Origin of the sequence: Gorillibacterium massiliense, from assembly GCF_000455485.1 — a bacterium.
GTDB lineage: Bacteria > Bacillota > Bacilli > Paenibacillales > NBRC-103111 > Gorillibacterium > Gorillibacterium massiliense.
This window is the reverse complement of sequence record NZ_CBQR020000105.1, coordinates 1-21,069: the sequence shown is the minus strand read 5'-3', so window position 1 is coordinate 21,069 and position 21,069 is coordinate 1. Positions and strand designations below refer to the sequence as shown.

The window sequence follows — 21,069 nt, the reverse complement described above, 5'->3', positions numbered from 1 at the left end:
CCCAGTCAAGCGGGTGATGGACGTCGTCGAAATTTTTGCCCGGGTCAATCATGAGGTGCCCAGCCGGCTGCTGCTCACCGGAGATGGACCCGAGTTGTCCCGAGTCGTCAACCGAGTACATGAGCTGGGGCTCTCGGAACGGGTATTGTTTTGCGGTAAACAGGACGAAGTGGCAGAGATTTTGTCCATCTCGGATATCATGCTTCTTCCGTCGGAAAAGGAGAGCTTTGGTCTTGTGGCGCTGGAAGCGATGGCCTGCGGAGTGCCGACTGTCGGCTCCACGGCTGGAGGAATTCCCGAGTTGGTGACCCATGGCGAAACCGGGTTTCTATCGCCTGTCGGCGATGTGGCTGGAATGGCCGCCGATGCTATCCGGCTGCTGAAAAACCCGGATTTGTACCGGAGAGTTTCAGATGCTTGCTTGTACAGGGCTCGCCATACCTTTTGTAATGACCGGATTACGAGGCAGTATGAAGAGATTTATTATCGGGTTCTGGGCAGAAAAGCGCCCGTCGATGATCTTTCAACCGATGCCGACTGTAGAGGGTAAACGATGGGAACGCAAATGATAAAAGCGGGGACCGCGGTTTTAAAGAAATTGACGGAAGCTGGCTGGGAAGCTTATTTTGTCGGTGGTTTCGTTCGGGACAAGCATCTTGGGCTGCCGGTTCAAGACATCGATATCGCCACCTCGGCTTTGCCGGATCAGGTTATGGCGTTGTTTCCCAAATGCATTCCTACGGGACTGAAGCATGGAACCGTGACAGTTCGCGTTTCCGGCTTTTCTTTTGAGGTGACCACTTTCCGCAAGGAATCGGAGTATGAAGCGCACCGCCGCCCGGCTCAAGTTGAGTTTGTCTCCGATCTGGATGAGGATTTGCGGCGGCGCGATTTTACGATGAATGCCATGGCTATGGACGCTGCCGGCAATATCTTCGATCCCTTTGGCGGCAGGCAGGATATAGTGGCGGGAGTTCTGCGCTCCGTAGGCGAAGCGGAAGAGCGATTTAGCGAAGATGCGTTGCGTATGATGCGCTGCGTTCGTTTTGCCTCCCAATATCAATTGCAGGTGGAACCCGCTACATGGTTGGCACTGCAGGGGCAAATCCGCTTATTTAAACATGTGTCCATGGAACGGGTACGGGCGGAGCTGTCCCGGATCGTCGGCGGCCTTCATCCCTTTGAAGGGTTGTCGCTTTTGGCGGACAGCCGCATATTTCGGCATACCAAAATCAAGCTCTCGTTTCCTTTTGCCGATTGGACGAGCAAAGATTTACCTGTTGTGCTTCGACGTTTGGAATCCTCTTCTGTTGTTTCCCTGCGTTGGCTGCTTCTGGCGAAGGAAATGGAGCTTACCCCGGAAGCGGCGGAAACTGCTTGGAAAGCCCTTACCTTTTCATTGGACGACACGAAGCGGGTCAAACAGTTTCTTGCTTTTGACCAATGGCTGAGAGAAGCTCTCTCATCTGCGAAGAGCGAAGCGGAAATAAGGGATAGTTGGGTGACCGGCTGTCTGTATTACAATGAAACAACACTTACCGATTGGCTCGGAGTTGCAACCCTTTATCAAGAGATGCCGGAGGATCCGGTTCACTATCCCGTATTCGCCGGTACGGATCAAGAAACAGCGGAAAGCGGCGTTAGACTGCTGCTAAACCATGGATCAGACTGGCTCCGCGAGATGCCGGTAAAAAAACTATCCCAATTATCGATGAATGGGGAAGAAGTGATGCGGCAACTGCAACGGTCTTCCGGGCCGTGGCTGGGCAAGCTGATGAACCGGATGCTGCTTGAGACCGCATTAGGCAGGCTTGAACCGGGCAAAAAGGCTCTTGCCAATCGGGTCGCGGATTGGGCAAAGGATAATCCGGAGTAGCGGATATGATTCGGCAAACGGTGAGGCGGAAGAGAAAACGGGGTGTGCCAGAACCATGGATAAAAAACAATTGATCGCACTTTTTGCGGAACATCCCGGCGTCTTTTTTTCCGGCGAGAAGATTAGCGCAGAGCTGGGAGTAAGCCGAACGGCGGTTTGGAAGCACATCCAGTCGCTGAAAGAGGATGGCTATGTGTTCGAATCCTCTTCCCGAAAAGGCTACCGGTTAGTGTCGCAGCCGGAGCGGCTCGATGAAACACTGCTGTTGGCGCAGCTCCAAACCCGGGAGCTGGGACATCCGTTGTTAGTGCTGGAAGAGACATCTTCGACCCAAGATGCCGCTCGCGAATGGGCGGAGCGCGGAGCGCCGCACGGGGCGCTTGTGGTTGCCGACGCCCAAACGGCAGGGCGCGGTCGAATGGGCCGCAGCTGGCACTCGCCGGCGGGAAAAGGCATCTATATGAGCCTGGTGCTGAGACCGGATATTCCTATGCAACATACTCCGCAGATGACGCTGTTAGCTGCGGTGGCGCTTTGCCGGACATTTCGCCGGGAAGCCTCTGTTGATGCTTCGATCAAGTGGCCTAACGACATTCTCATTAACGGCCGTAAGGTCAGTGGTATTTTGATGGAGTCCAGCGCGGAGGATGAACGACTGAGCTATATTATCGCAGGGTTTGGTATCAGTGTGAATCTGCAGAAGGAGGATTATCCCGATCATTTGCATGATGTGGCTACCTCCTTATTTATCGAATCAGGCCAACCGATTCAGCGGGAGGATCTGATCGCTTCATTTTTGCAGGAATATGAAAAATGGTTTTCGGTTTACATGGCTGAGGGCTTTGCTCCGATTTTATCTCTGTGGGAAGCGTTAAGCTCCACGTTGGGCCGGGTCATTACCGCGTATACGCCAAAGGGGCCGCAAAAGGGAACTGCACTGCGCCTGCACGAATCGGGTGCTCTGACGATTCGCACTGAAAACGGTCAAGAGATGAATGTTTTTTCCGGAGATATCCGGGAAGAAAATAAAACGCTGACGGAAAAAACGATGTGATTTTCGCGTCCGGTGATGGTATAATGAACTCGTTCGAGGCGATATCCCTGTGCGGAATTGCACTTGAACAGCTGATTTGCCTTCGTCCTCAATGGGGACAATAATTGAAAAGCTTGTGTTGGATTATGGCGGATTCTGCTCTGAGCCGAAAGGACCGAGACAGAAGGTTCATACCCCTACAGTTTTTACTATGTATGGATGACCTTTTGGCTTTTCGCTGGAGGGTCTTTTCTATTTTTTACCTGACCCTTAACAAGCGGAAGTCTGCCGACAAAAAAGTCGGGAGGAACTAATAATGAACGCGATTCGAAAGCCTATCACCACATTCAAACTCCGCAAAATGAAACAAGAGGGTGAGCCGATCACCATCGTTACCGCCTATGATTATCCTTCGGCCATGTTGGCGGAAGAAGCAGGCGTCGATTGTATACTTGTCGGCGATTCCATGGGCAACGTCGTTCTGGGATACGATTCGACGATCCCCGTTACGCTGGATGATATGATCCATCATTCCAAAGCGGTCAATCGCGGCGTATCCTCTGCCTTCGTCATAACGGACATGCCGTTTATGACCTATCATGGCAGCATCGACAGGACGCTGGAAAATGTCGGCCGGGTCATGCGCGAAACCGGCAGCAAAGCGGTGAAAATGGAAGGCGGCCGGGAAATCGCCGATACCGTCAAAGCAGTCGTGAAAGCAGGAGTTCCCGTAATGGGCCATGTCGGCTTAACGCCGCAATCCGTCCATCAAATCGGCGGATACCGGGTTCAAGGCAAAACGGCTGAAGATGCTGAACGCTTGGTCGAAGATGTGAAAGCCCTGGAGGAAGCAGGCTGCTTTGCCGTTGTTCTTGAGTTGATGACGGCGGAAACAGCGGAGCGGATAACCCGTGAAGTTTCAATTCCCACCATCGGAATCGGCGCCGGTCCCGGATGTGACGGTCAGGTGCTTGTTTTCCACGATATGTTGGAATATGGCTCCTCCTCCGCTCCAAAGCGCTTTGTCAAAACCTTTGCCCGCGTTGGAGATGAAATCCGCAGCGGTATTGCCAAATATGTGCAGGAAGTGAAGAGCAGAAGTTTTCCGCTGCCGGAGCATTCTTTTAGCGGGGATACGTCCGTAAAAGGCGCAAATAAAGGCTCTGATGACGGCAAGACAAAGCAAGGCGAGCCTGGGAACCAATCGGAAGATATTGCGGTGTACGGGTCAGGAAAATAAGGGAGAGTGAAGAGAGTGGAAGCCATTCTTACCATAAAAGATTTGCGGCAGGCCATTCAGAAACGCAAAGCGGATTTCAATGCCGCAGGGAAGGCAGGTTCCGTCGGCTTGGTGCCGACCATGGGCTTTCTTCATGATGGCCATGCCAGCTTGCTGCAGCGCGCGCGTCAGGAGAACGATATCGTTGTTCTGAGCGTTTTTGTCAACCCGACCCAATTCGGGCCAAAAGAAGATTTTTCAACATATCCCCGAGATACGGAACGGGATCTGCAGGTTGCCTTGAAGGCGGGAGTCGATTTCGTGTTCATGCCGGATGTGCTGGAAATGTATCCACGTAAAAGCAGATCATCCATAACCGTTTCCGCTGACGTAACGAGCAAGCTGTGCGGCGCGTCCCGTCCCGGCCATTTTGACGGTGTTGGCCTTATCGTCAGCAAGCTGCTTCATATCGTGCAGCCTGACCGTGCCTACTTCGGGATGAAGGACGCGCAACAGGTTGCGGTTATCCGTACTTTTGTCGATGATCTGAATATTCCGGTGGATATCGTCGCCTGTCCGATCATCCGGGATACCGATGGTCTTGCGCTTAGCTCCCGTAACGTCTATTTGACCAAGGAAGAACGCGAGCAAGCCCTTGTGCTTTCCCGGGTTCTGGCTCTTGCGGACAGTTGGCTGGTTGAAGAGCAAAACGATCCCAACCTCTTGCGGAAACGCTTGATTCGAGAAATCAAAAAAATGCCGCTGGCGGATATCGACTATGTCGAGATCCTGTCGTATCCAAATCTGGCCAAACCAGAAGAATGGAGCAGCCTTGATAACGAAATGATCATTGCCCTTGCCGTTCGTTTTGGTAAAACCCGATTGATCGATAACCGCCTCTTGCCGATTCCATCTGTAATCCCGGTGAACCGTAAGCTGGCCGGCAGCTTCAAATAAAACGTAAAAATAGAGGAGGACCTCTAATGTTCCGTACCATGATGAAATCCAAGCTCCACCGCGCTACCGTAACGGAAGCAAACTTGAATTATGTAGGCAGCATAACCATCGATGAGGATCTGCTGGACCTTGCGGACTTATACCCTAACGAAAAAGTTCAAATCGTCAACAATAACAACGGCGCCCGTTTGGAGACCTACATCATTCCCGGTCCCCGGGGCTCGGGAGTCATTTGTCTGAATGGAGCGGCAGCCCGTTTGGTTCAACCGGGAGACACGGTTATTATTATTTCCTATGCGGTGCTTTCCGATGAAGAAGCACGGACGCATAAACCGACTGTCGTCATTTTGGACGGTGCCAATCGCCCCGTCGATGCCACCTATGAAGAAAAGCACTCCACCGAGTTGTCGACCACCCTCTAAGAGCGCGCAACAGCACGGAATGCCTGAATTTGAGGGGTTATCATGCGTATGAAACCTTCTCCCCGAGCAAACAATGAACGTAGAAATCGGGGGGAGGGGAGCGCGTGTTCAAGGAAATTTACGCTACGATGAACAAGGTATTGGATGACATCATCAAGGAATATTCGGAAGCCTCGTCGGATAAAGCTGAGGAACTGGACGATCAGCTGCATCTTTTAAAGGCCATGAACGACAGTTGCCTGGAGGAATGGACGAGGTTCGAGGAGCGCTTGAATCTTGTCCGCAAGAAGTGGAAAACCGTTTCCGTTCCGAAAGCCGCCCTTACGACGATCCCTCACTCTTTCCCTGATGAATCCAGCACCGGCTCTGCTCCAAGCCTGACAGGTTCAACATCGGAGCATTTTATCAAAGGCCAAGGTTATTACAAGCTTTACATGTTCCGGCAGGCGATTGCCGAATTTTCCGAACTGGTGAAACATAATCCGGATTTCGTTTTGGGCAGGGTATATCTCGCCATGGGCTATTTGCGTGCGGGAGATTTAAACGAAGCTCACCAGCAATTTCAACTTCTGATCCCGCTCACGGAAAATCAAAAGCTGAAAGCCATTTCTTTTAGCGCTATGGGCTGTATTCAGCTGCAGGGGAACAATGCCGAAAAAGCATTTGACTATTTTAAAATGGCCGATCTCGCCGACTCCAGCTGTATGGAGCCCAGTTTGTGGAGCAAGGAATTTTGGCCGTTCCGGCGGGATCATGCATAAGAAGATATCTTAAAAAAAGTTTGTTTTTTCACAAGAGGTTCTGGTATGCTATAGGAAAGTAAGCGTATGATAAGCTTTTCCTGTCGGCCTGGCCATTATTTTTTTCATGCATCCGGCAAGAAGGAAAGGAACAGGTTTCCTCGCAATGAAATTTGCAGTTTTAGATTTTGAAACGACCGGAGGCCAGCCTGCCGATGAAATCATACAGGTTGGCCTTGTTCTTATAGAAGACGACAAGATCACTACGCGCTATTCCACTTTAGTTAAACCAACAATACCGATCCCTGCCTTTATCACCAGCTTGACGGGGATTGACGAAGCTATGGTTAGCGAAGCACCCCCATTGGAAGAAGCGGTTATGAACATGCAGCGGCTGCTGAAGGACAGTATTTTAGTGGCCCACAACGCCGGCTTCGATTTCGCATTTTTGCAGCGGGCGTTGGAATCCAGCGGCTATTTTAAATTTAACGGCATCGTGCTGGACACCATGGACATGCTGCGTATCGCTTTTCCTACGTTGCCCAGTCTCGCACTTGGCAACGTATGCGAAACCTTGGGCGTCACCCATGAAAGGCCCCATCAAGCGGACTCCGACGCGGAGGCTACAGCCGAGCTTCTTTTGTTATGTAAAAAACGGATATTGGAGCTTCCGCTTCTTACCGTACAGCGGATTGCCGCAATCTTCCAGGATGATCCCGGTGATTTCGGTTGGTTTATCCGCGAGCTCTGCAATCAAAAAGAGCAGGCAAGCGCCCTCGACCCTGATGCCTACACGTACTTTCGGCAGTTTGCCTTGAATGTAGGGGATTGGGGTGAAGAGGAAGAAGAACGGGACCGGTCTGAAGTTGTCGCCCATTTGGATAAGCCCTTCTCTGAATTTTACGAGGATATCAAAAAAGCCCTTCAACTGAAGTTCGATGTGTTCGAGGAACGGGAAGCTCAGGATCAGATGATCGCGGAGGTTCATACTGCCTTTGATGAAGATCGGCACTTGATGGTTGAAGCGGGAACCGGAACGGGCAAGTCCCTCGGCTACTTGCTTCCTGCTCTGCATTACGGCATTTTGCAGGATAAAAAGGTTCTGGTGAGCACCCATACCATCAACCTGCAGGAGCAATTGCGACTGCGGGATTTGCCGCTTCTAAAGGACATTTTTCCAGTTCCCTTTAAGGTTTCCATATTGAAAGGCCGCAGCCATTACCTTTGCTTGCGCAAGTTTGAGCAGAAAGTGACTTACTACGATTATGAAAACGGCAGAGAGGATCTCATTTCCGCCGCTCAAATGGTTGTTTGGCTCAGCGAGACGACGGATGGCGAGGATGAAGAACTTCACTTTGGCAGTCGGGGCGGAGAGTTTTGGCGAACAGTTGCCAGCGATGCAGATTCGTGCCTCAACCGCAATTGTCCCTGGTTCAAAAAGTGCTTCTACCACAGAGCCCGACATCAAGCCAACACCTCGGATGTGGTCATCACCAACCACTCGTTGCTGTTCACCGATGTGAAGGCGGAGCACCGGATTTTGCCCGGCTACAAGCACCTGGTGATCGATGAAGCACACAACTTCGAAGAGGTCGCAAGCAAGCATTTGGGCACAACAGTCGGTCACTCCACCCTTGTGAATGCCATTGCATGGCTGTGGAAAGATAGCCGTACTGGCAAATTGCCGCAATTGCGACAGCGCTTGTCCAGAGTGGAAAACGTTCCTGCCGATGAACTTGCGGCTTGGTGTGAAAGAGTGGATAACATCGTTCCTAAGCTAGCCGATCTTCGCGGAAAGTGGGAGGAGCTGGCGATCCAGCTTTTTGATGAGTTGGCGAGAGGCGCGGCTAGCGGTGACGGCGGCGAAGGCGGACAAACCGTTTTGCGCATCCGTTCGGAAGATATGCCTGAACGTTGGCCGCTGTTTTCCGATGCTGAGGATGAGCTTTATGCCGATCTGTCCGATGTATTGAAGCGGCTGGACCGGCTGCTGTCCGATCTCAAGGAAAAGGATGAGTTGTTCGAGATCCAAAGCCTTGTGACGGATATTGCCGGGGCTGTCAAAGATCTGACGGCTTTCCGCGATGGCCTTCGCTTGTTTATAAAACGGAGCGAGCGTGATTATGTCTATTGGTTGGAAGGAAGTCCCACCCAGAAGCTGCGTTCCTTGCTCTTGAACAGCGTTCCCGTCGATGTCAGCCCCATGCTGCAGGAATATATTTTCGGAGCAAAAGAGAGCGTCGTTCTTACCTCTGCGACGTTATCCGTCAACAAGAAGTTCGACTATACCATCGACCAGCTGGGTCTTTCCGCTTCGCAAAGAGCCGATAGGCTGCATACCGTCCTGCTCCCCTCTCCTTTCAATTATCGGGACCAAGCGTTGATGGTCATTCCAAGGGATTTTCCGGTATTAAAAGGGGCAAGGGGCGAGGAGGAGTTTACCGCCCGACTTATCGATTCCTTAACGGAAGTGGCTCGAGCCACCAAGGGCCGGATGCTTGTCCTGTTTACTTCTTATCGAATGTTGAAGACCGTTCATGTTGAGCTAAGGGAGCGGCTTCAGCAGGATGGGATTCAAGTTTATGGGCAAGGGATGGACGGCGGCAGCCGCAGCAAGCTGGTCCGCCTGTTCCAGCAAAGCAAATCGGCCGTTCTTCTCGGAACAAGCAGCTTCTGGGAAGGCGTCGATATTCCGGGAGAAGCGTTAAGCTGCCTGGTCATCGTTCGATTGCCTTTTCAACCGCCCAATCATCCGGTGGTGGAAGCGAAATGCGACCGTATTAAGCAAGAAAACCAAAATCCGTTTATGAAGCTGTCGGTGCCTCAGGCTGTTATTCGTTTCAAGCAAGGCTTTGGCCGGTTGGTGAGGACAGCGCGGGATAAGGGAGTTGTCATCGTTTACGATACGCGAATTCTGGAAACGAATTACGGCAAGTATTTCCTTTATTCGCTTCCCGGACCGAAGATTGAACATATGAATACTCAGCAGTTGGTGCCACGGATTATTGAATGGATTGAGGGGGAACAAATATGAAGATCACAGTGAAAATTTCCGAAGCTGTTGTTCGTCGTCTGCCGGTTTACTTACGGTATCTCAATGAGTTGCGGCTTAACGGAGTTCAAACCGTGTCTTCCCAGGATCTGGGGAGAAGGCTGGATTTGAATCCGGCGCAAATCCGCAAAGACTTGGCTTACTTCGGTGACTTTGGCAAGAAGGGGATCGGCTACGATGTGGATTATCTCATCGAAAAAATTCGCCATATTCTCAAGCTGGATCGGGAAATCGCCGTCGCCCTCGTCGGTGCGGGGAACTTGGGTAGAGCACTTAGCAACTACAACGCTTATTTGAAAGACTCCATGAAGATCGTCGCTCTGTTCGATTCTATGCCGGACAAAGTGGGGACGCTGGTGAATAATCTGGTGGTGCATCCGATGGAACAGATGGAAGCGATCATCAAGGAAAATGACATCCGCGTCGGGATCATTACAGTGCCTGGCGCAGAGGCTCAAGCGGTTGCAGATGACTTCATAAATGCAGGAGTGGAAGCCATTCTGAATTTTGCCCCGGCCATCATCCGCGTTCCCTCCAACGTTCGGGTTCATTACGCCGATTTTACCGCCGAGTTGTTAAGCTTAGCCTATTATCTGGATTAATGACAGGGCAGAGTAGAATGTCCGGGCCTATACCCTATAAAACCCCACTTGGTGGGGTTTTGCATTATTTATGCGGCTGGTGCTGCAACAAAAAAAGCATTCCTTCAACCTTGATGGTCGTGTGGAATGCTTTTACGGTGCCGGTAGAGTTCCGGCTGTTAGGCGTATTTCAGGACGATGCTTTCCAGCGTATTCGCTACGCTTTCGCAGGCATCGGTTGCTTCTTCCAGGTGCTCGTACATTTCTTTCAGTTTGAAATCCGTGTAAGGGTCCTTGGTCTCGGTGAAAATCGTGCGAATTCCTTCCCGCATCAGCCGGTCGCCTTCATTTTCCAAACTGTTGATGATGACCGTGTGTTCGGTGATTTGCATATATTTCTTTTTAGGCAGCAGCTTCAACGCTTCAAGGATATGCTCGCAACTACCGACAATGACGTCGGCAAAAGCTTTCATGTATTGATCCGAGTAATCGAGATTTAAATAGTCGAAACGGGCGATGGTTTCTTCGATTTCGTCAATCACATCGTCCACGCTATTGGTTAGGGCCATAATGTCTTCGCGGTCAAGAGGGGTGATAAACACTTTATTTAACCCCCGGTAAATCATGTGCGTGATCGTGTCGCCTTTGTGCTCCAGTTCTTTAAGCGGTTCAATGAACTCTTTCGGATTTTTTCCGGACTTCATCGCTTCCTGGAACATAACTGCGCCAGCCAAAGAATTTTCCGCAGCTTCGATCAGAAGCTTGAAAAAGTCCGTGTCTCCCTTATTGTTTTGTAACATACTCAGGTTGTCCTCCAGTCTCTCGTATCCAACACCTATTTACAAACCTAATACTAAAATTAACACAATCTTAAAAGGAAATGCAATGACGTAAACCGGCATGTCTCATTTTCTTGATTTTTAGCCTGCTGGCATTGTACATTGGAAACAAGCGAATTTTGTGTGAAAGGAAACGATGCGTGTTGAACCGTATATTGATTCGAAATGGTACATTTCTCGTTCCGGATGCTAAAGCGCCGGTGCTTCAAGGAGATATGGGGATAAAAGACGATAAAATCGTGTATATTGGGTCATCGCTTTCTCAAGAGTCGGTGGACACCGAGTATGACGAAATCGTTGATGGAAGACGTAAGCTGTTTATGCCGGGGCTGGTCAATACTCACGGTCATGCTGCGATGTCCTTGCTAAGGGGAGTCGGCGACGATTTAGCGCTGCAAGTTTGGCTCGAAGAAAAAATGTGGCCGAACGAAGCGAAATTTACCGCAGATGATGTACGCGTGGGCACGCTTCTTTCCATTTTGGAAATGGTGAAGGGCGGTACCACAGCGTTTGTTGATATGTACGACCATATGAATGAAGTGGCTCAAGCCGTGGAGCAGTCTGGAATTCGCGGGTGTCTCACCCGTGGTGTAATCGGTCTATGCCCGCCGGATGTCCAAGATGCCAAGCTGGCGGAAGCCGTTCAGTTTGCCAAGGATTGGCATGGTAAAGCTGACGGTCGGATCACGGCGATGATGTCGCCGCATGCTCCTTATACATGTCCGCCGGACTATATCCTCCGATTTGTCGAAGCGGCTCATGACCTTAATCTGCCGATCCACACTCATATGTCGGAAACGGCAAGAGAAGTCGCAGAAAATGAAGCGGCTTATGGACTCCGGCCGGTGGCGCATTTGGAAAAATTGGGAGTCTTCAGCCGTCCCTGTCTGGTGGCTCACGGCGTCCATCTGACGGACGATGAGATCGGAATATTGGCAAAATACGATGTGCGCGTATCCCACAATCCCGGGAGCAACCTAAAATTGGCCAGCGGTGTCGCTCCGGTGCTGAAACTGCTGAAGGCGGGGGTGAAAGTGTCCCTTGGCACTGACGGTCCTGCAAGCAACAATAATCTCGATATGTTCGAGGAAATGCGCTTGGCCGCGCTCATTCACAAAGGCATTTCCGGCGATCCGGAAGCCGTTCCCGCCTATTCCGCTTTTCAGATGGGGACAAGAGAAGGCGCCCGCTCCATTTGGTTGGACCATACCGGAGCTTTGGAGATTGGCAACAAAGCCGATTTTATCGCGCTCAATATCGATCAGCCGCATTTCTACCCCTATTCCAATTTGCTGTCCCACGCGATCTATTCCGCTTCCGCTCAGGATGTAACGGACGTTTGGGTGGATGGGAAAGCCATTGTGCGGGGCGGAAGCTGTTTGACCTTGGATGAAGAAAAAATCAAGGCGGAGTTTACCCTTCGCTATGAGAAGCTGATCAACGGATGAACGGCGAATACAGGCTCAAGTTGCGATCGAAGAAGAGAAAAATCGGCAAACGGCAAATATGGCTGATCGTCTCGATATCCGTGATTGTCCTAATTGGTTTGATCATTGGACTTGAACGGTTTTATTCTTCCATTCAGAATGATTATTTTGCGGAGAAAAAGGCTGCCATTAGAACTGCTAAAGAGCAAACGGATCTGGTCAAAGCAGGTAAAGTTGCCCCATTTGTCGGAGATAAAGATTATATGACGGTGCAGGGCACATCATCCGACGGAAAAAGTATGGTCGTGTGGATCAGCGATGACGGCGTGCACGCTGAATATTTGGATCAAGGCTTCAGTAAGGATGCTGTACGCGAGAAAACGAAGGCCCAGTATCCTGGCGTGACCATTCTCCGCATCATTCCGGCTGTTTATGAAGGCGAATATTCCTGGCAAGTTTATTATCGATTGAAAGAAAATGGAGTGACCTCATACTTTTACGATTATTTGAATATCCATACGGGTGATCATTTGGATACTTGGTCTCTAAGCTTGCATAACAAATAGCTCTTGTATCAGCCTAAAATCAATCCTTGTACCTCCAGTCGGCGGCGATGCTGATGGAACGGGCAAGGATTGTTTTGCGTTCAGGCAAAACGTATATTTACCCAATTGTGGCGGAGTTGAAACGAAGAATCGGAATTAGTTTAGAATAATTTCAATAAATGAGCCCAAATAGGTCGCTAGATGTGATATACTCTAATACATCATCTAATATATATAGAAAGGCGGACAAACATGAAGCTAAAAGTATTGCCAACTGTTATAGCATTATTAGCGTCCTGTGTCATACTGTTTGGTGGATGGTTTATGTACCGCAGCTATGCCATGGAGTCGCCTCTTGCCAATCAAATCAACAAGGTCCAGGGAGTGGAGAGCGTCCATTCCGATTTTAGCAGCGACAAGGTAACGGTTGATCTGGCGTTGAAAAATGATGCCAGCATCCGCGATATATATGATCTAATTGCGAAATCCAAAGTGGTTTCCGGCCGTCAGGTTGAGTTGAATGTGAGCAGTGATTCTAGCCCTGAGCTTGAGAAATGGTGGTCGTCTGCCCTTTTTGATATTGCCCAGGCGATGGAAACCCATCAGTATTCGGCAATTCCGACACAACTTCAAGAGAAAGCCAAATCGTTATCGGGATTGACCGCCGAGTCGGAAATGGACGATCAAAACGTTTATATCCGTCTAGTTGATGGCAGCAACAGCAAGTACATCATTTTGCCGCGTGTTCCGGCAGGAATGGGGGTGTGGCCGAATGAGCAAGTACATTAAAGAAATCGTAATAGGAATCGGCGTTGCCGCCCTGTTGTTTCTCGTATATATCGGGGTTAATGTCTTACCCTTTTTGACCATTGCCGCTTTTGTTGGGGTCTTTTTCTATTTCTCCAGACCAAAGGGCAGTGGAGCTATGACAGCTGGCGTTGACCGCAGGACAAAAGCGAAGGTGCCAACATATTTGACCTTTGATGATATCGGCGGTCAAGACCGTGCGAAGAACGAGTTGAAGGAAGCCCTCGATTTTCTGATCAAACAAGAGGAGATCAAGAAATTCGGGATTCGTCCTCTGAAAGGCATACTCCTAGAGGGGCCTCCCGGAACAGGGAAAACGCTGATGGCGAAAGCTGCCGCCCAACATACCAACTCCGTATTTCTTTCGGCTTCCGGCAGCGAATTCGTGGAAATGTACGTCGGCGTCGGCGCCAGCCGAATCCGGGATCTGTTCAAGGACGCCCGTACCCGTGCGCAAAAAGAAAACAAGGACAGCGCCATCATCTTCATCGATGAAATCGACGTAATCGGCGGCAAGCGCGACGGCGGAGGTCAGCACCGGGAATATGATCAGACGCTGAACCAACTGCTGACGGAAATGGACGGTATTCATACTCAGGAAACGCCGCGTATTTTGCTCATGGCTGCAACCAACCGAAAAGAAATGCTGGATAGTGCACTGCTGCGCCCCGGGCGTTTCGACCGGCACATCAGCGTCGATCTGCCAGATAAGAAGGGCCGTTTGCACATTCTGAATCTTCATGCTAAAAATAAACCCCTTGCCATGAACGTCGATCTGGAAAAGGTGGCGGAGGAGTCTTTCAATTTCTCCGGTGCTCAATTGGAAAGCTTGATGAACGAGGCTGCCGTTTATGCCATGCGGGAGGAATCGCCGTATATCGAGACACGACATATGTCGGCTGCCGTCGACAAGGTCATGATGGGTGAGCGCTCCGACCGTGAAAGCAGCAAAGCCGAGCGGGAGCGGGTAGCGCTTCACGAATTGGGCCATGCCATCATGGCAGAGGTCACGACTCCGGGTTCCGTCGCTCAAGTCTCCCTCCGTCCGCGTGGACAGGCCTTGGGTTATGTGCGCCACAATCCGTCGGATGACCAGTATTTGTATACGAAGCAAGAGCTGGAAAACCGCATGATGGTGGCCCTGGGTGGAGCGGTTGCGGAAGAAATGTTTTACGGAAACCGCAGCACCGGGTCGCGTAATGATTTTGATCAAGTGCTGCATATGGTGAAAATGATGATGGATTCCGGTCTGACCAACTTGGGCATTATTGACCGGGATATGGTAACCAAGGACGAGTTGATGAAGGAAAACCAACGCATTGTGGAGCAGCAGACATCTCGTACCCGCGAAATCCTTGAACGGCACCGTGATGTCTTCCAGCAGTCTCTGTCCATTCTTACGAAGGAAGAGGAGCTCTCCGGAACGGAATTCCGTTCCTTGTTCAAACAGATCAATCAAAGAACGACGGCTTAACTAGATGATGAGATGCATGCCCGATTCGGTGTGCATCTTTTTGCTTTACATAAGAAATGATAAGGCTCGTGTGGGGCGAACGGGCTTGATATTCCTCGTTTTTTTGTAATCTTTGTGTCATCTGTCGAAAAAAGAATGAAAACTGCGATGAAAAAGTGTATCATTTAGGTTGGCTATGTGTTCTTGGACATGGAGCCTTTTTCCATGCACCGGGTACAAAAATAGAAGAAGCGGGTGTAAAGATGAAGTTTACCAAAATCGGATTGGTAGGAGTAGGTACCATCGGACAAGGGATCGCCGAGATGCTTGCCAAAAATGGCATGGACGTCGTCTTGGTGGATAAATCACCGGATCGGCTGTGCGCGTCGATGGCTGCCATCGAAAGTTCCTTGGATAGACAGATCGAAAAATGGGGAATCACCAGCGCAGAGAAAAAATTGATTGTATCCCGTCTCCGCAAAGCAGAGTCGCCGCAAGATTTGGCCAGCTGCCAGTTGATCATCGAAAGCGCGACTGAAGATCTGGATATTAAAAAAGACATTTTCCGCAAGCTTGATGAAGTTGCGCCGGAAGCCCTTCTGGCCAGCACGACATCGACTTTGAGCTTAACCGAATTGGCTGGCGCTTCCCATAACCCGGAACGGGTAATCGGATTGCACTTCCTGTACGCTATGAGCGGCGAAGATATCGTCGAAGTGATTCGCGGAATCCGCACGTCGGACGAGACGTTTCAAAATATTCGCTCCTTTGTTGAAGATACTCTTCACATCAAGGGCGTTCAAGTTCATGAATCTCCGGGCTTCGTTACAACTCGCCTGGCTTGTACGCTTATCAACGAAGCCATCGCCGTCTTGGCGGAAGGCGTTGCTACGGCGGAAGATATCGATATCGCCATGCGCGAGGGTTACGATTTCCGTTACGGCCCGCTGGAAATGTGCGACCGCTTCGGCTTGGACTCCGTTTACTTCGCACTCAACCGGATGTTCATTGAATACGGCGAATTGAAATACCGTCCGAACTTCCTGCTTAAGAAAATGGTCCGCGCCGGACAACTGGGCGTAAAAACGGGCGAAGGGTTCTTTAGCTACGATAAGGATGGTGTACGGCTATGAAAATTTTAGTCATCAATGCAGGAAGCTCTTCCCTGAAATATCAATTGTACGATATGACCGATGAGTCCGTACTGGCTTTGGGCCGCGTCGAGCGGATCGGCATGGATGCCGCTATCCTCACCCACGAGCCGACGAATAAACCGGAAATCAAAGAAGTCAGCGAAATTCTCGACCATACTGTCGCTGTACGCAAAGTGCTCGACTGCTTGCTTCACCCGGAAAGCGGCGTGCTTTCGTCCATCGACGAAATCGACGCTGTCGGCCACCGGATCGTCCAAGGCGGCGATTTATACTCCGAATCGGTATTGGTGGACAATGACGTAAAAGCGGGCATTCGCAGCTTGTACGATTTAGCTCCGTTGCACAACCCGCCTCATATGATGGGGATTCAAGCGGTTGATTTGAACATGCCTGGAGTTCCGCAGGTGGTCGTATTCGATACGGCGTTCCATCAAACGATGCCAGCGATGGCTTACATGTACCCGATTCCGATGGTTCTGTATAAAAAACATAAAGTGCGCCGCTATGGTTTCCACGGCACTTCCCATTACTATGTCAGCCGGAAAGCGGGAGAGCTGTTAGGCCGTCCAGTTGAAGATCTGAAGCTGGTCAGCGCACACATTGGCAACGGCGCCAGCATTACCGCCATTATGGAAGGCAAATCCTACGATACCAGCATGGGTATGACTCCCCTGGAAGGCTTGATGATGGGTACCCGTAGCGGCGACATTGATCCCGCTATCGTTCCTTTCATTATGGGCAAGGAAGAACTGAATACCACCGAAGTTAACTTCATGCTGAATAAGCACAGCGGTCTGCAAGCCATCTCCGGCATCAGCAGCGACTTGCGCGAAGTCGAGAAGGCCATGAATGAAGGCAATGAAAATGCCAAGCTAGCCATAGAGATGTACGATTACCGTATCCGCAAGTTCATTGGCTCCTATGTAGCCGCTATGGACGGCATCGATGCGCTGATCTTCACCGCAGGCGTAGGCGAAAACTCCGCGACCTTGCGTCAACGGGTTTGTGAAAAGCTCAGCTTCTTCGGCATCGAGTTGGATTTGGAGAAAAACGAAATTCGCAGCGGTGAGCCGCGAGATATTTCCACTCCGAATTCCAAAGTTCGGGTACTCGTCATCCCGACCAACGAAGAACTCGTCATTGCCCGGGATACGTACAACCTGGTCAAAAACAAGTAAACCGTATAACGATAAGCAAGTCGGCATCCAGAACTCTCTGGTTGCCGACTTTTCATTTTAGGAACGGGAAGATGGACCCTCAGTTTTCAAGTTGACGATATCAACGCCCAGCATGAGCGTTTACTGGCGTTGAACACCGACATGATGCCGACTCCACCACCTATCGTGGGGCAGCCGCTCCTTTCAATTCCGTGATCCGGACGGCAACATCGTCAGCTTTTTCATGAGGATCTAAGAACCTTCCTTAATCAGGTGGCGGAATAATTTGGTGACAGGATGTCCAACCTACTTCTTTGGGAAGCATTGAATCCATTTTGCCCAAAGGAGCATGTCTATGAAAGCTGCCGTGGTCAATCAATTCAAAGAAGCTTTGCAGATCAAAGAGCTTCCGAAGCCGAAGCCGGGGCCCCGAGAAGTGCTGGTGCATATCCAAGCTTGCGGCGTTTGTCATACGGACTTGCATGCCGCCCATGGCGACTGGCCGGTAAAGCCGAAGCTCCCGCTTATACCGGGACATGAAGGCGTCGGCATTGTAGAGGAAGTGGGGGTAGGGGTTACCCATCTTAAAGCGGGAGATCGGGTAGGCATCCCTTGGCTGTATTCGGCCTGCGGCCATTGCGAGTATTGCCTGACCGGGCGGGAAACCCTCTGCTTGGAACAGAAAAATGCAGGCTATTCCGTAGACGGAAGTTATGCGGAATATTGCATCGCCGCCGCCGACTATGTAGTGAAGGTGCCGGACAATCTCAGCTTTGTCGAAGCCGCTCCTTTGTTTTGCGCGGGAGTAACAACCTATAAAGCGCTTAAGGTATCCTGTGTTAAGCCGGGGGAATGGGTCGCTATCTTTGGTGTCGGCGGACTCGGTCATTTAGGTGTCCAATACGCAAAAGCGATGGGAATGAATGTAGTGGCTATCGACACCTCCGATGATAAACTGGAGCTTGCCAAAGAACTGGGAGCGGATAAAACGGTTAACGTTACGAAAACGGATGCGGCTGAATGGATCCAAAAAGAGATCGGTGGGGTTCACGGCGTAGTCTGTACGGCTGTTGCCAAGAAAGCTTTTGACCAAGCCTATCGCTCCATCCGCCGGGGAGGCACTTGCGTCATGGTGGGATTGCCGCCGGAGTCGATGGATGTGCCGATATTCGATACGGTTCTAAATGGCACGAAAGTGGTCGGTTCTATTGTCGGAACGCGTAAGGACCTGCAGGAAACGCTGCAGTTCGCGGCAGATGGGAAAGTGAAATCCATCGTGGAAACGCGTAAGCTGGAGGACATCAATGACATTTACAAAGAAATGCTGCAGGGTACGATCAACGGTCGTATCGTCATCGATATGGCTGGGGGTCAATAAGTTTAGGGATCGTATCGCTAGTGGCACGAGAAAAGGCTATCCCCAAATTTCGGTGAATATAAACCGAAGGGAATAGCCTTTTTTCCATACTATTATCCTATCATCCGTGTCAGATCAAGGCGATGGCAAGCAGCGTGAATAAAGACAACGTGAGGATAGAATTGCGAGCGGCGAACCCAAAGCCACCAAAGCCGAAGGGGCCAAATCCCCAGGCTGACGTATGGGCTTTGCTTTTGCTCGTACTCGCGAGAAATGCATCTCCCATGGGTTGGAGAAAGACATTTTCTCCATCTACGCCAACGATCATGCCAGTAAAGACACCGTCAGTGGTCTGGATACGGACATTGCGGTTCATGCAGCTCATGCATAAATTGTACATTTCCATAGCCGCTTTTACCTCCTTTCGAATCTCCACCGCTCAAGTTCAAGAGGGGAAGTCGTATCTTTCTACTCTTTTATGTTATGAGATCCCAATAGTGGTGGCTTGGATTCCTCTGAAAATGTGCGAATCACACCCATTTCTCGAAGCTTGAATTGGCTATACGAAAATTTCGTTCATTTGTCGAAGACATGACCGTGCATTCAAAAGGGAATGGTTGTACAATGAGAGGGAGCCAATAGGCGAGGAACGAGCAAGTCGAGGAGGCAAAACATGTCAACGAAATGCACCATTCGCGAAGTGAGCAAGTATGTGGGTGAAGAAGTAACCATTGGTTGCTGGCTGCACAACAAACGCTCCAGCGGCAAAATTCAATTTCTTCAGCTTCGTGACGGAACAGGATATATTCAAGGGGTAGCGGTGAAGAACGAAGTTTCTCCGGAAACGTGGGAAGATGCCGGCCGATTAACCCAGGAAAGCTCTTTATATGTCACGGGTACAATTAGGGAAGACGCCCGCAGCCAAAGCGGATATGAACTGACGATTACTAGCGTCGAAGTCATTCAAATTACGGAAGAGTATCCCATCACCCCAAAAGAACACGGTGTCGATTATTTGATGGATCACCGTCATCTATGGATTCGCAGCCCGAGGCAAAGAGCCATCCTGGTCATCCGTGCGGAGATCATTCGTGCCGTTCAGCAGTTTTTCGATACCCGTGGTTTCCACCTTGTGGATCCTCCGATTTTGACTCCGTCATCCTGTGAAGGGACGACGAACCTGTTTCATACCAAATACTTTGATGAAGACGCCTTCCTGACCCAAAGCGGTCAGCTCTATATGGAAGCGGCAGCCATGGCCCTCGGCCGGGTTTATTCCTTTGGTCCGACCTTCCGCGCCGAGAAGTCGAAAACTCGCCGTCACCTGATCGAGTTTTGGATGATCGAGCCGGAAATGGCATTTGTCGATCTGGAAGAAAATCTGCAAATCCAGGAACAATTCGTTTCCCATATTATCGAATCCGTTCTGAACAACTGCCGCAAAGAGCTGGAAACATTGGAGCGGGACATTTCCAAGCTGGAAAAAATTAAAGCGCCATTCCCTCGGATTACATATGACGAAGCCATCGAATACTTGCAAAGCCAAGGCTTCGATATTCCTTGGGGCGAAGATTTCGGTGCTCCCCACGAAACGGCCATCGCGGAAAAATACGAAAAGCCGGTATTTATCACCCATTACCCGACGGGAATCAAGGCTTTTTATATGAAGCCGGATCCGACCCGTCCAGAAGTGGTACTGTGCGCCGATATGATCGCGCCGGAAGGTTACGGTGAAATCATCGGGGGCAGCCAGCGGATCGACGATCCGGAGCTGATGGAAGAACGTTTTGTGGAACATCAATTATCCAAGGAAGCCTATCAATGGTATCTGGATCTGCGCAAATACGGAACCGTTCCCCATTCCGGCTTTGGCCTTGGGCTGGAACGTACGGTTGCCTGGGTTTGCGGACTCGATCACGTACGGGAGACCATTCCCTTCCCGCGTTTGTTAAACCGTATGTATCCATAAGGCAGGAGTCGCGATGAAAGATAAGAACGGTGCAAGCAAAAGCTACGAGATCATCTTGTGGAACGCGCTTCGAGCCGGAAGCGTTGCGGTTCCGCAATTGTTTCTTGTTCGCTACAAGAAATTGGGGCTTTCGGAGCTGGAGGCCATGCTGATCATTCAGCTGATGGAGTTCGTCGAACGGGAACGGGTTGATTTTCCCACCCATGAGGAGATTCAAAGCCGCATGGCGGCTGCGCCAAGCGATGTCATTGCTGCACTCCAGCGTCTTGTCCATCAAGGCTTTATTAATATTGATTCCGGAATTAACCCAGAGACGGGGTTGCACTGCGAGCGTTACAACTTGGATGGGCTTTATGGAAAGCTGGCTGCGGCTCTCGTTGATGAAGAAGAAAAACGTCAAGAAGCGGAGAGGCAAGAGCGAGAACGGGGAGCGGAACGCAATATGTTCGTCATCTTCGAAAAAGAGTTTTCCCGCCCGCTT

20 protein-coding genes are annotated in these 21,069 nt (G+C 50.5%); 18 read left to right on the top strand and 2 right to left on the bottom strand.

Annotated features, from left to right (window positions below; genetic code table 11):
• The 9 genes from TJ79_RS15015 to TJ79_RS14970 all read left to right on the top strand — a co-directional run.
• A partial coding sequence (locus TJ79_RS15015) for a glycosyltransferase (protein WP_040951156.1) occupies nt 1-550 on the top strand: 550 nt, incomplete at its 5' end.
• Nucleotides 551-553: 3 nt separating this feature from the next.
• Nucleotides 554-1,876: a CCA tRNA nucleotidyltransferase gene (locus TJ79_RS15010; protein WP_040951152.1), complete on the top strand. Its 1,323-nt coding sequence runs from the start codon at nt 554-556 to the stop codon at nt 1,874-1,876.
• A 55-nt stretch (nt 1,877-1,931) separates the two neighbouring features.
• Nucleotides 1,932-2,930 (top strand): biotin--[acetyl-CoA-carboxylase] ligase, encoded by a 999-nt coding sequence (locus TJ79_RS15005; RefSeq protein ID WP_052339617.1) that lies wholly within the window; start codon nt 1,932-1,934, stop codon nt 2,928-2,930.
• 295 nt (nt 2,931-3,225) lie between these two features.
• Nucleotides 3,226-4,149, top strand: a complete 924-nt coding sequence (panB, locus tag TJ79_RS14995) for a 3-methyl-2-oxobutanoate hydroxymethyltransferase (protein WP_040951150.1) — start codon at nt 3,226-3,228, stop codon at nt 4,147-4,149.
• A 15-nt stretch (nt 4,150-4,164) separates the two neighbouring features.
• Complete coding sequence (gene panC, locus TJ79_RS14990) at nt 4,165-5,085, top strand: pantoate--beta-alanine ligase (protein WP_040951149.1); 921 nt, start codon at nt 4,165-4,167, stop codon at nt 5,083-5,085.
• A gap of 26 nt (nt 5,086-5,111) precedes the next feature.
• On the top strand, nt 5,112-5,507 hold the full coding sequence (gene panD, locus TJ79_RS14985) for an aspartate 1-decarboxylase (RefSeq protein WP_040951148.1): 396 nt from the start codon (nt 5,112-5,114) through the stop codon (nt 5,505-5,507).
• A gap of 104 nt (nt 5,508-5,611) precedes the next feature.
• On the top strand, nt 5,612-6,268 hold the full coding sequence (locus tag TJ79_RS14980) for a tetratricopeptide repeat protein (protein WP_052339616.1): 657 nt from the start codon (nt 5,612-5,614) through the stop codon (nt 6,266-6,268).
• 145 nt (nt 6,269-6,413) lie between these two features.
• Nucleotides 6,414-9,281, top strand: coding sequence for an ATP-dependent DNA helicase DinG (gene dinG, locus TJ79_RS14975; protein ID WP_040951147.1), 2,868 nt, complete (start codon nt 6,414-6,416; stop codon nt 9,279-9,281).
• Nucleotides 9,278-9,901, top strand: a complete 624-nt coding sequence (locus TJ79_RS14970) for a redox-sensing transcriptional repressor Rex (protein ID WP_040951146.1) — start codon at nt 9,278-9,280, stop codon at nt 9,899-9,901. The genes dinG and TJ79_RS14970 overlap by 4 nt, the downstream gene beginning before the upstream one ends.
• 158 nt (nt 9,902-10,059) lie before the next feature.
• Here TJ79_RS14970 and TJ79_RS14965 read toward each other — a convergent pair whose 3' ends face one another.
• Nucleotides 10,060-10,680: a DUF47 domain-containing protein gene (locus tag TJ79_RS14965; protein ID WP_040951145.1), complete on the bottom strand. Its 621-nt coding sequence runs from the start codon at nt 10,678-10,680 to the stop codon at nt 10,060-10,062.
• Nucleotides 10,681-10,862: 182 nt separating this feature from the next.
• On the opposite strand from TJ79_RS14965, the gene TJ79_RS14960 reads away from it, so the two are divergent.
• From TJ79_RS14960 to adhP, 7 genes are all read left to right on the top strand, one after another.
• Nucleotides 10,863-12,167, top strand: coding sequence for an amidohydrolase (locus TJ79_RS14960; protein ID WP_040951153.1), 1,305 nt, complete (start codon nt 10,863-10,865; stop codon nt 12,165-12,167).
• Nucleotides 12,164-12,712 carry a cell wall elongation regulator TseB-like domain-containing protein gene (locus TJ79_RS14955; RefSeq protein ID WP_040951144.1) on the top strand — a complete coding sequence of 183 codons (549 nt, stop codon included), beginning with the start codon at nt 12,164-12,166 and terminating at the stop codon, nt 12,710-12,712. The genes TJ79_RS14960 and TJ79_RS14955 overlap by 4 nt, the downstream gene beginning before the upstream one ends.
• A gap of 231 nt (nt 12,713-12,943) precedes the next feature.
• Nucleotides 12,944-13,480, top strand: a complete 537-nt coding sequence (locus TJ79_RS14950; protein ID WP_040951143.1) for a hypothetical protein — start codon at nt 12,944-12,946, stop codon at nt 13,478-13,480.
• Nucleotides 13,464-14,972: an AAA family ATPase gene (locus TJ79_RS14945; protein WP_040951142.1), complete on the top strand. Its 1,509-nt coding sequence runs from the start codon at nt 13,464-13,466 to the stop codon at nt 14,970-14,972. The genes TJ79_RS14950 and TJ79_RS14945 overlap by 17 nt, the downstream gene beginning before the upstream one ends.
• Before the next feature lie 242 nt (nt 14,973-15,214).
• A complete protein-coding gene (locus tag TJ79_RS14940; protein WP_040951141.1) occupies nt 15,215-16,084 on the top strand; it encodes a 3-hydroxyacyl-CoA dehydrogenase family protein in 870 nt (289 codons plus the stop codon).
• Nucleotides 16,081-17,283, top strand: coding sequence for an acetate kinase (locus tag TJ79_RS14935; RefSeq protein WP_040951140.1), 1,203 nt, complete (start codon nt 16,081-16,083; stop codon nt 17,281-17,283). The genes TJ79_RS14940 and TJ79_RS14935 overlap by 4 nt, the downstream gene beginning before the upstream one ends.
• A gap of 334 nt (nt 17,284-17,617) precedes the next feature.
• A complete protein-coding gene (gene adhP, locus TJ79_RS14930; protein WP_040951139.1) occupies nt 17,618-18,640 on the top strand; it encodes an alcohol dehydrogenase AdhP in 1,023 nt (340 codons plus the stop codon).
• Between the two features lie 109 nt (nt 18,641-18,749).
• On the opposite strand, the gene TJ79_RS14925 is transcribed toward adhP, so the two are convergent.
• Nucleotides 18,750-19,025: a hypothetical protein gene (locus tag TJ79_RS14925; protein ID WP_040951138.1), complete on the bottom strand. Its 276-nt coding sequence runs from the start codon at nt 19,023-19,025 to the stop codon at nt 18,750-18,752.
• Between the two features lie 267 nt (nt 19,026-19,292).
• Between TJ79_RS14925 and asnS the strand changes: the two genes are divergently transcribed.
• Together asnS and TJ79_RS14915 are read left to right on the top strand one after the other, a co-directional pair.
• Complete coding sequence (gene asnS, locus TJ79_RS14920; RefSeq protein WP_040951137.1) at nt 19,293-20,588, top strand: asparagine--tRNA ligase; 1,296 nt, start codon at nt 19,293-19,295, stop codon at nt 20,586-20,588.
• Between the two features lie 13 nt (nt 20,589-20,601).
• Nucleotides 20,602-21,069, top strand: a 468-nt coding sequence (locus TJ79_RS14915; protein WP_040951136.1) for a hypothetical protein, incomplete at its 3' end; no start/stop codon positions are given.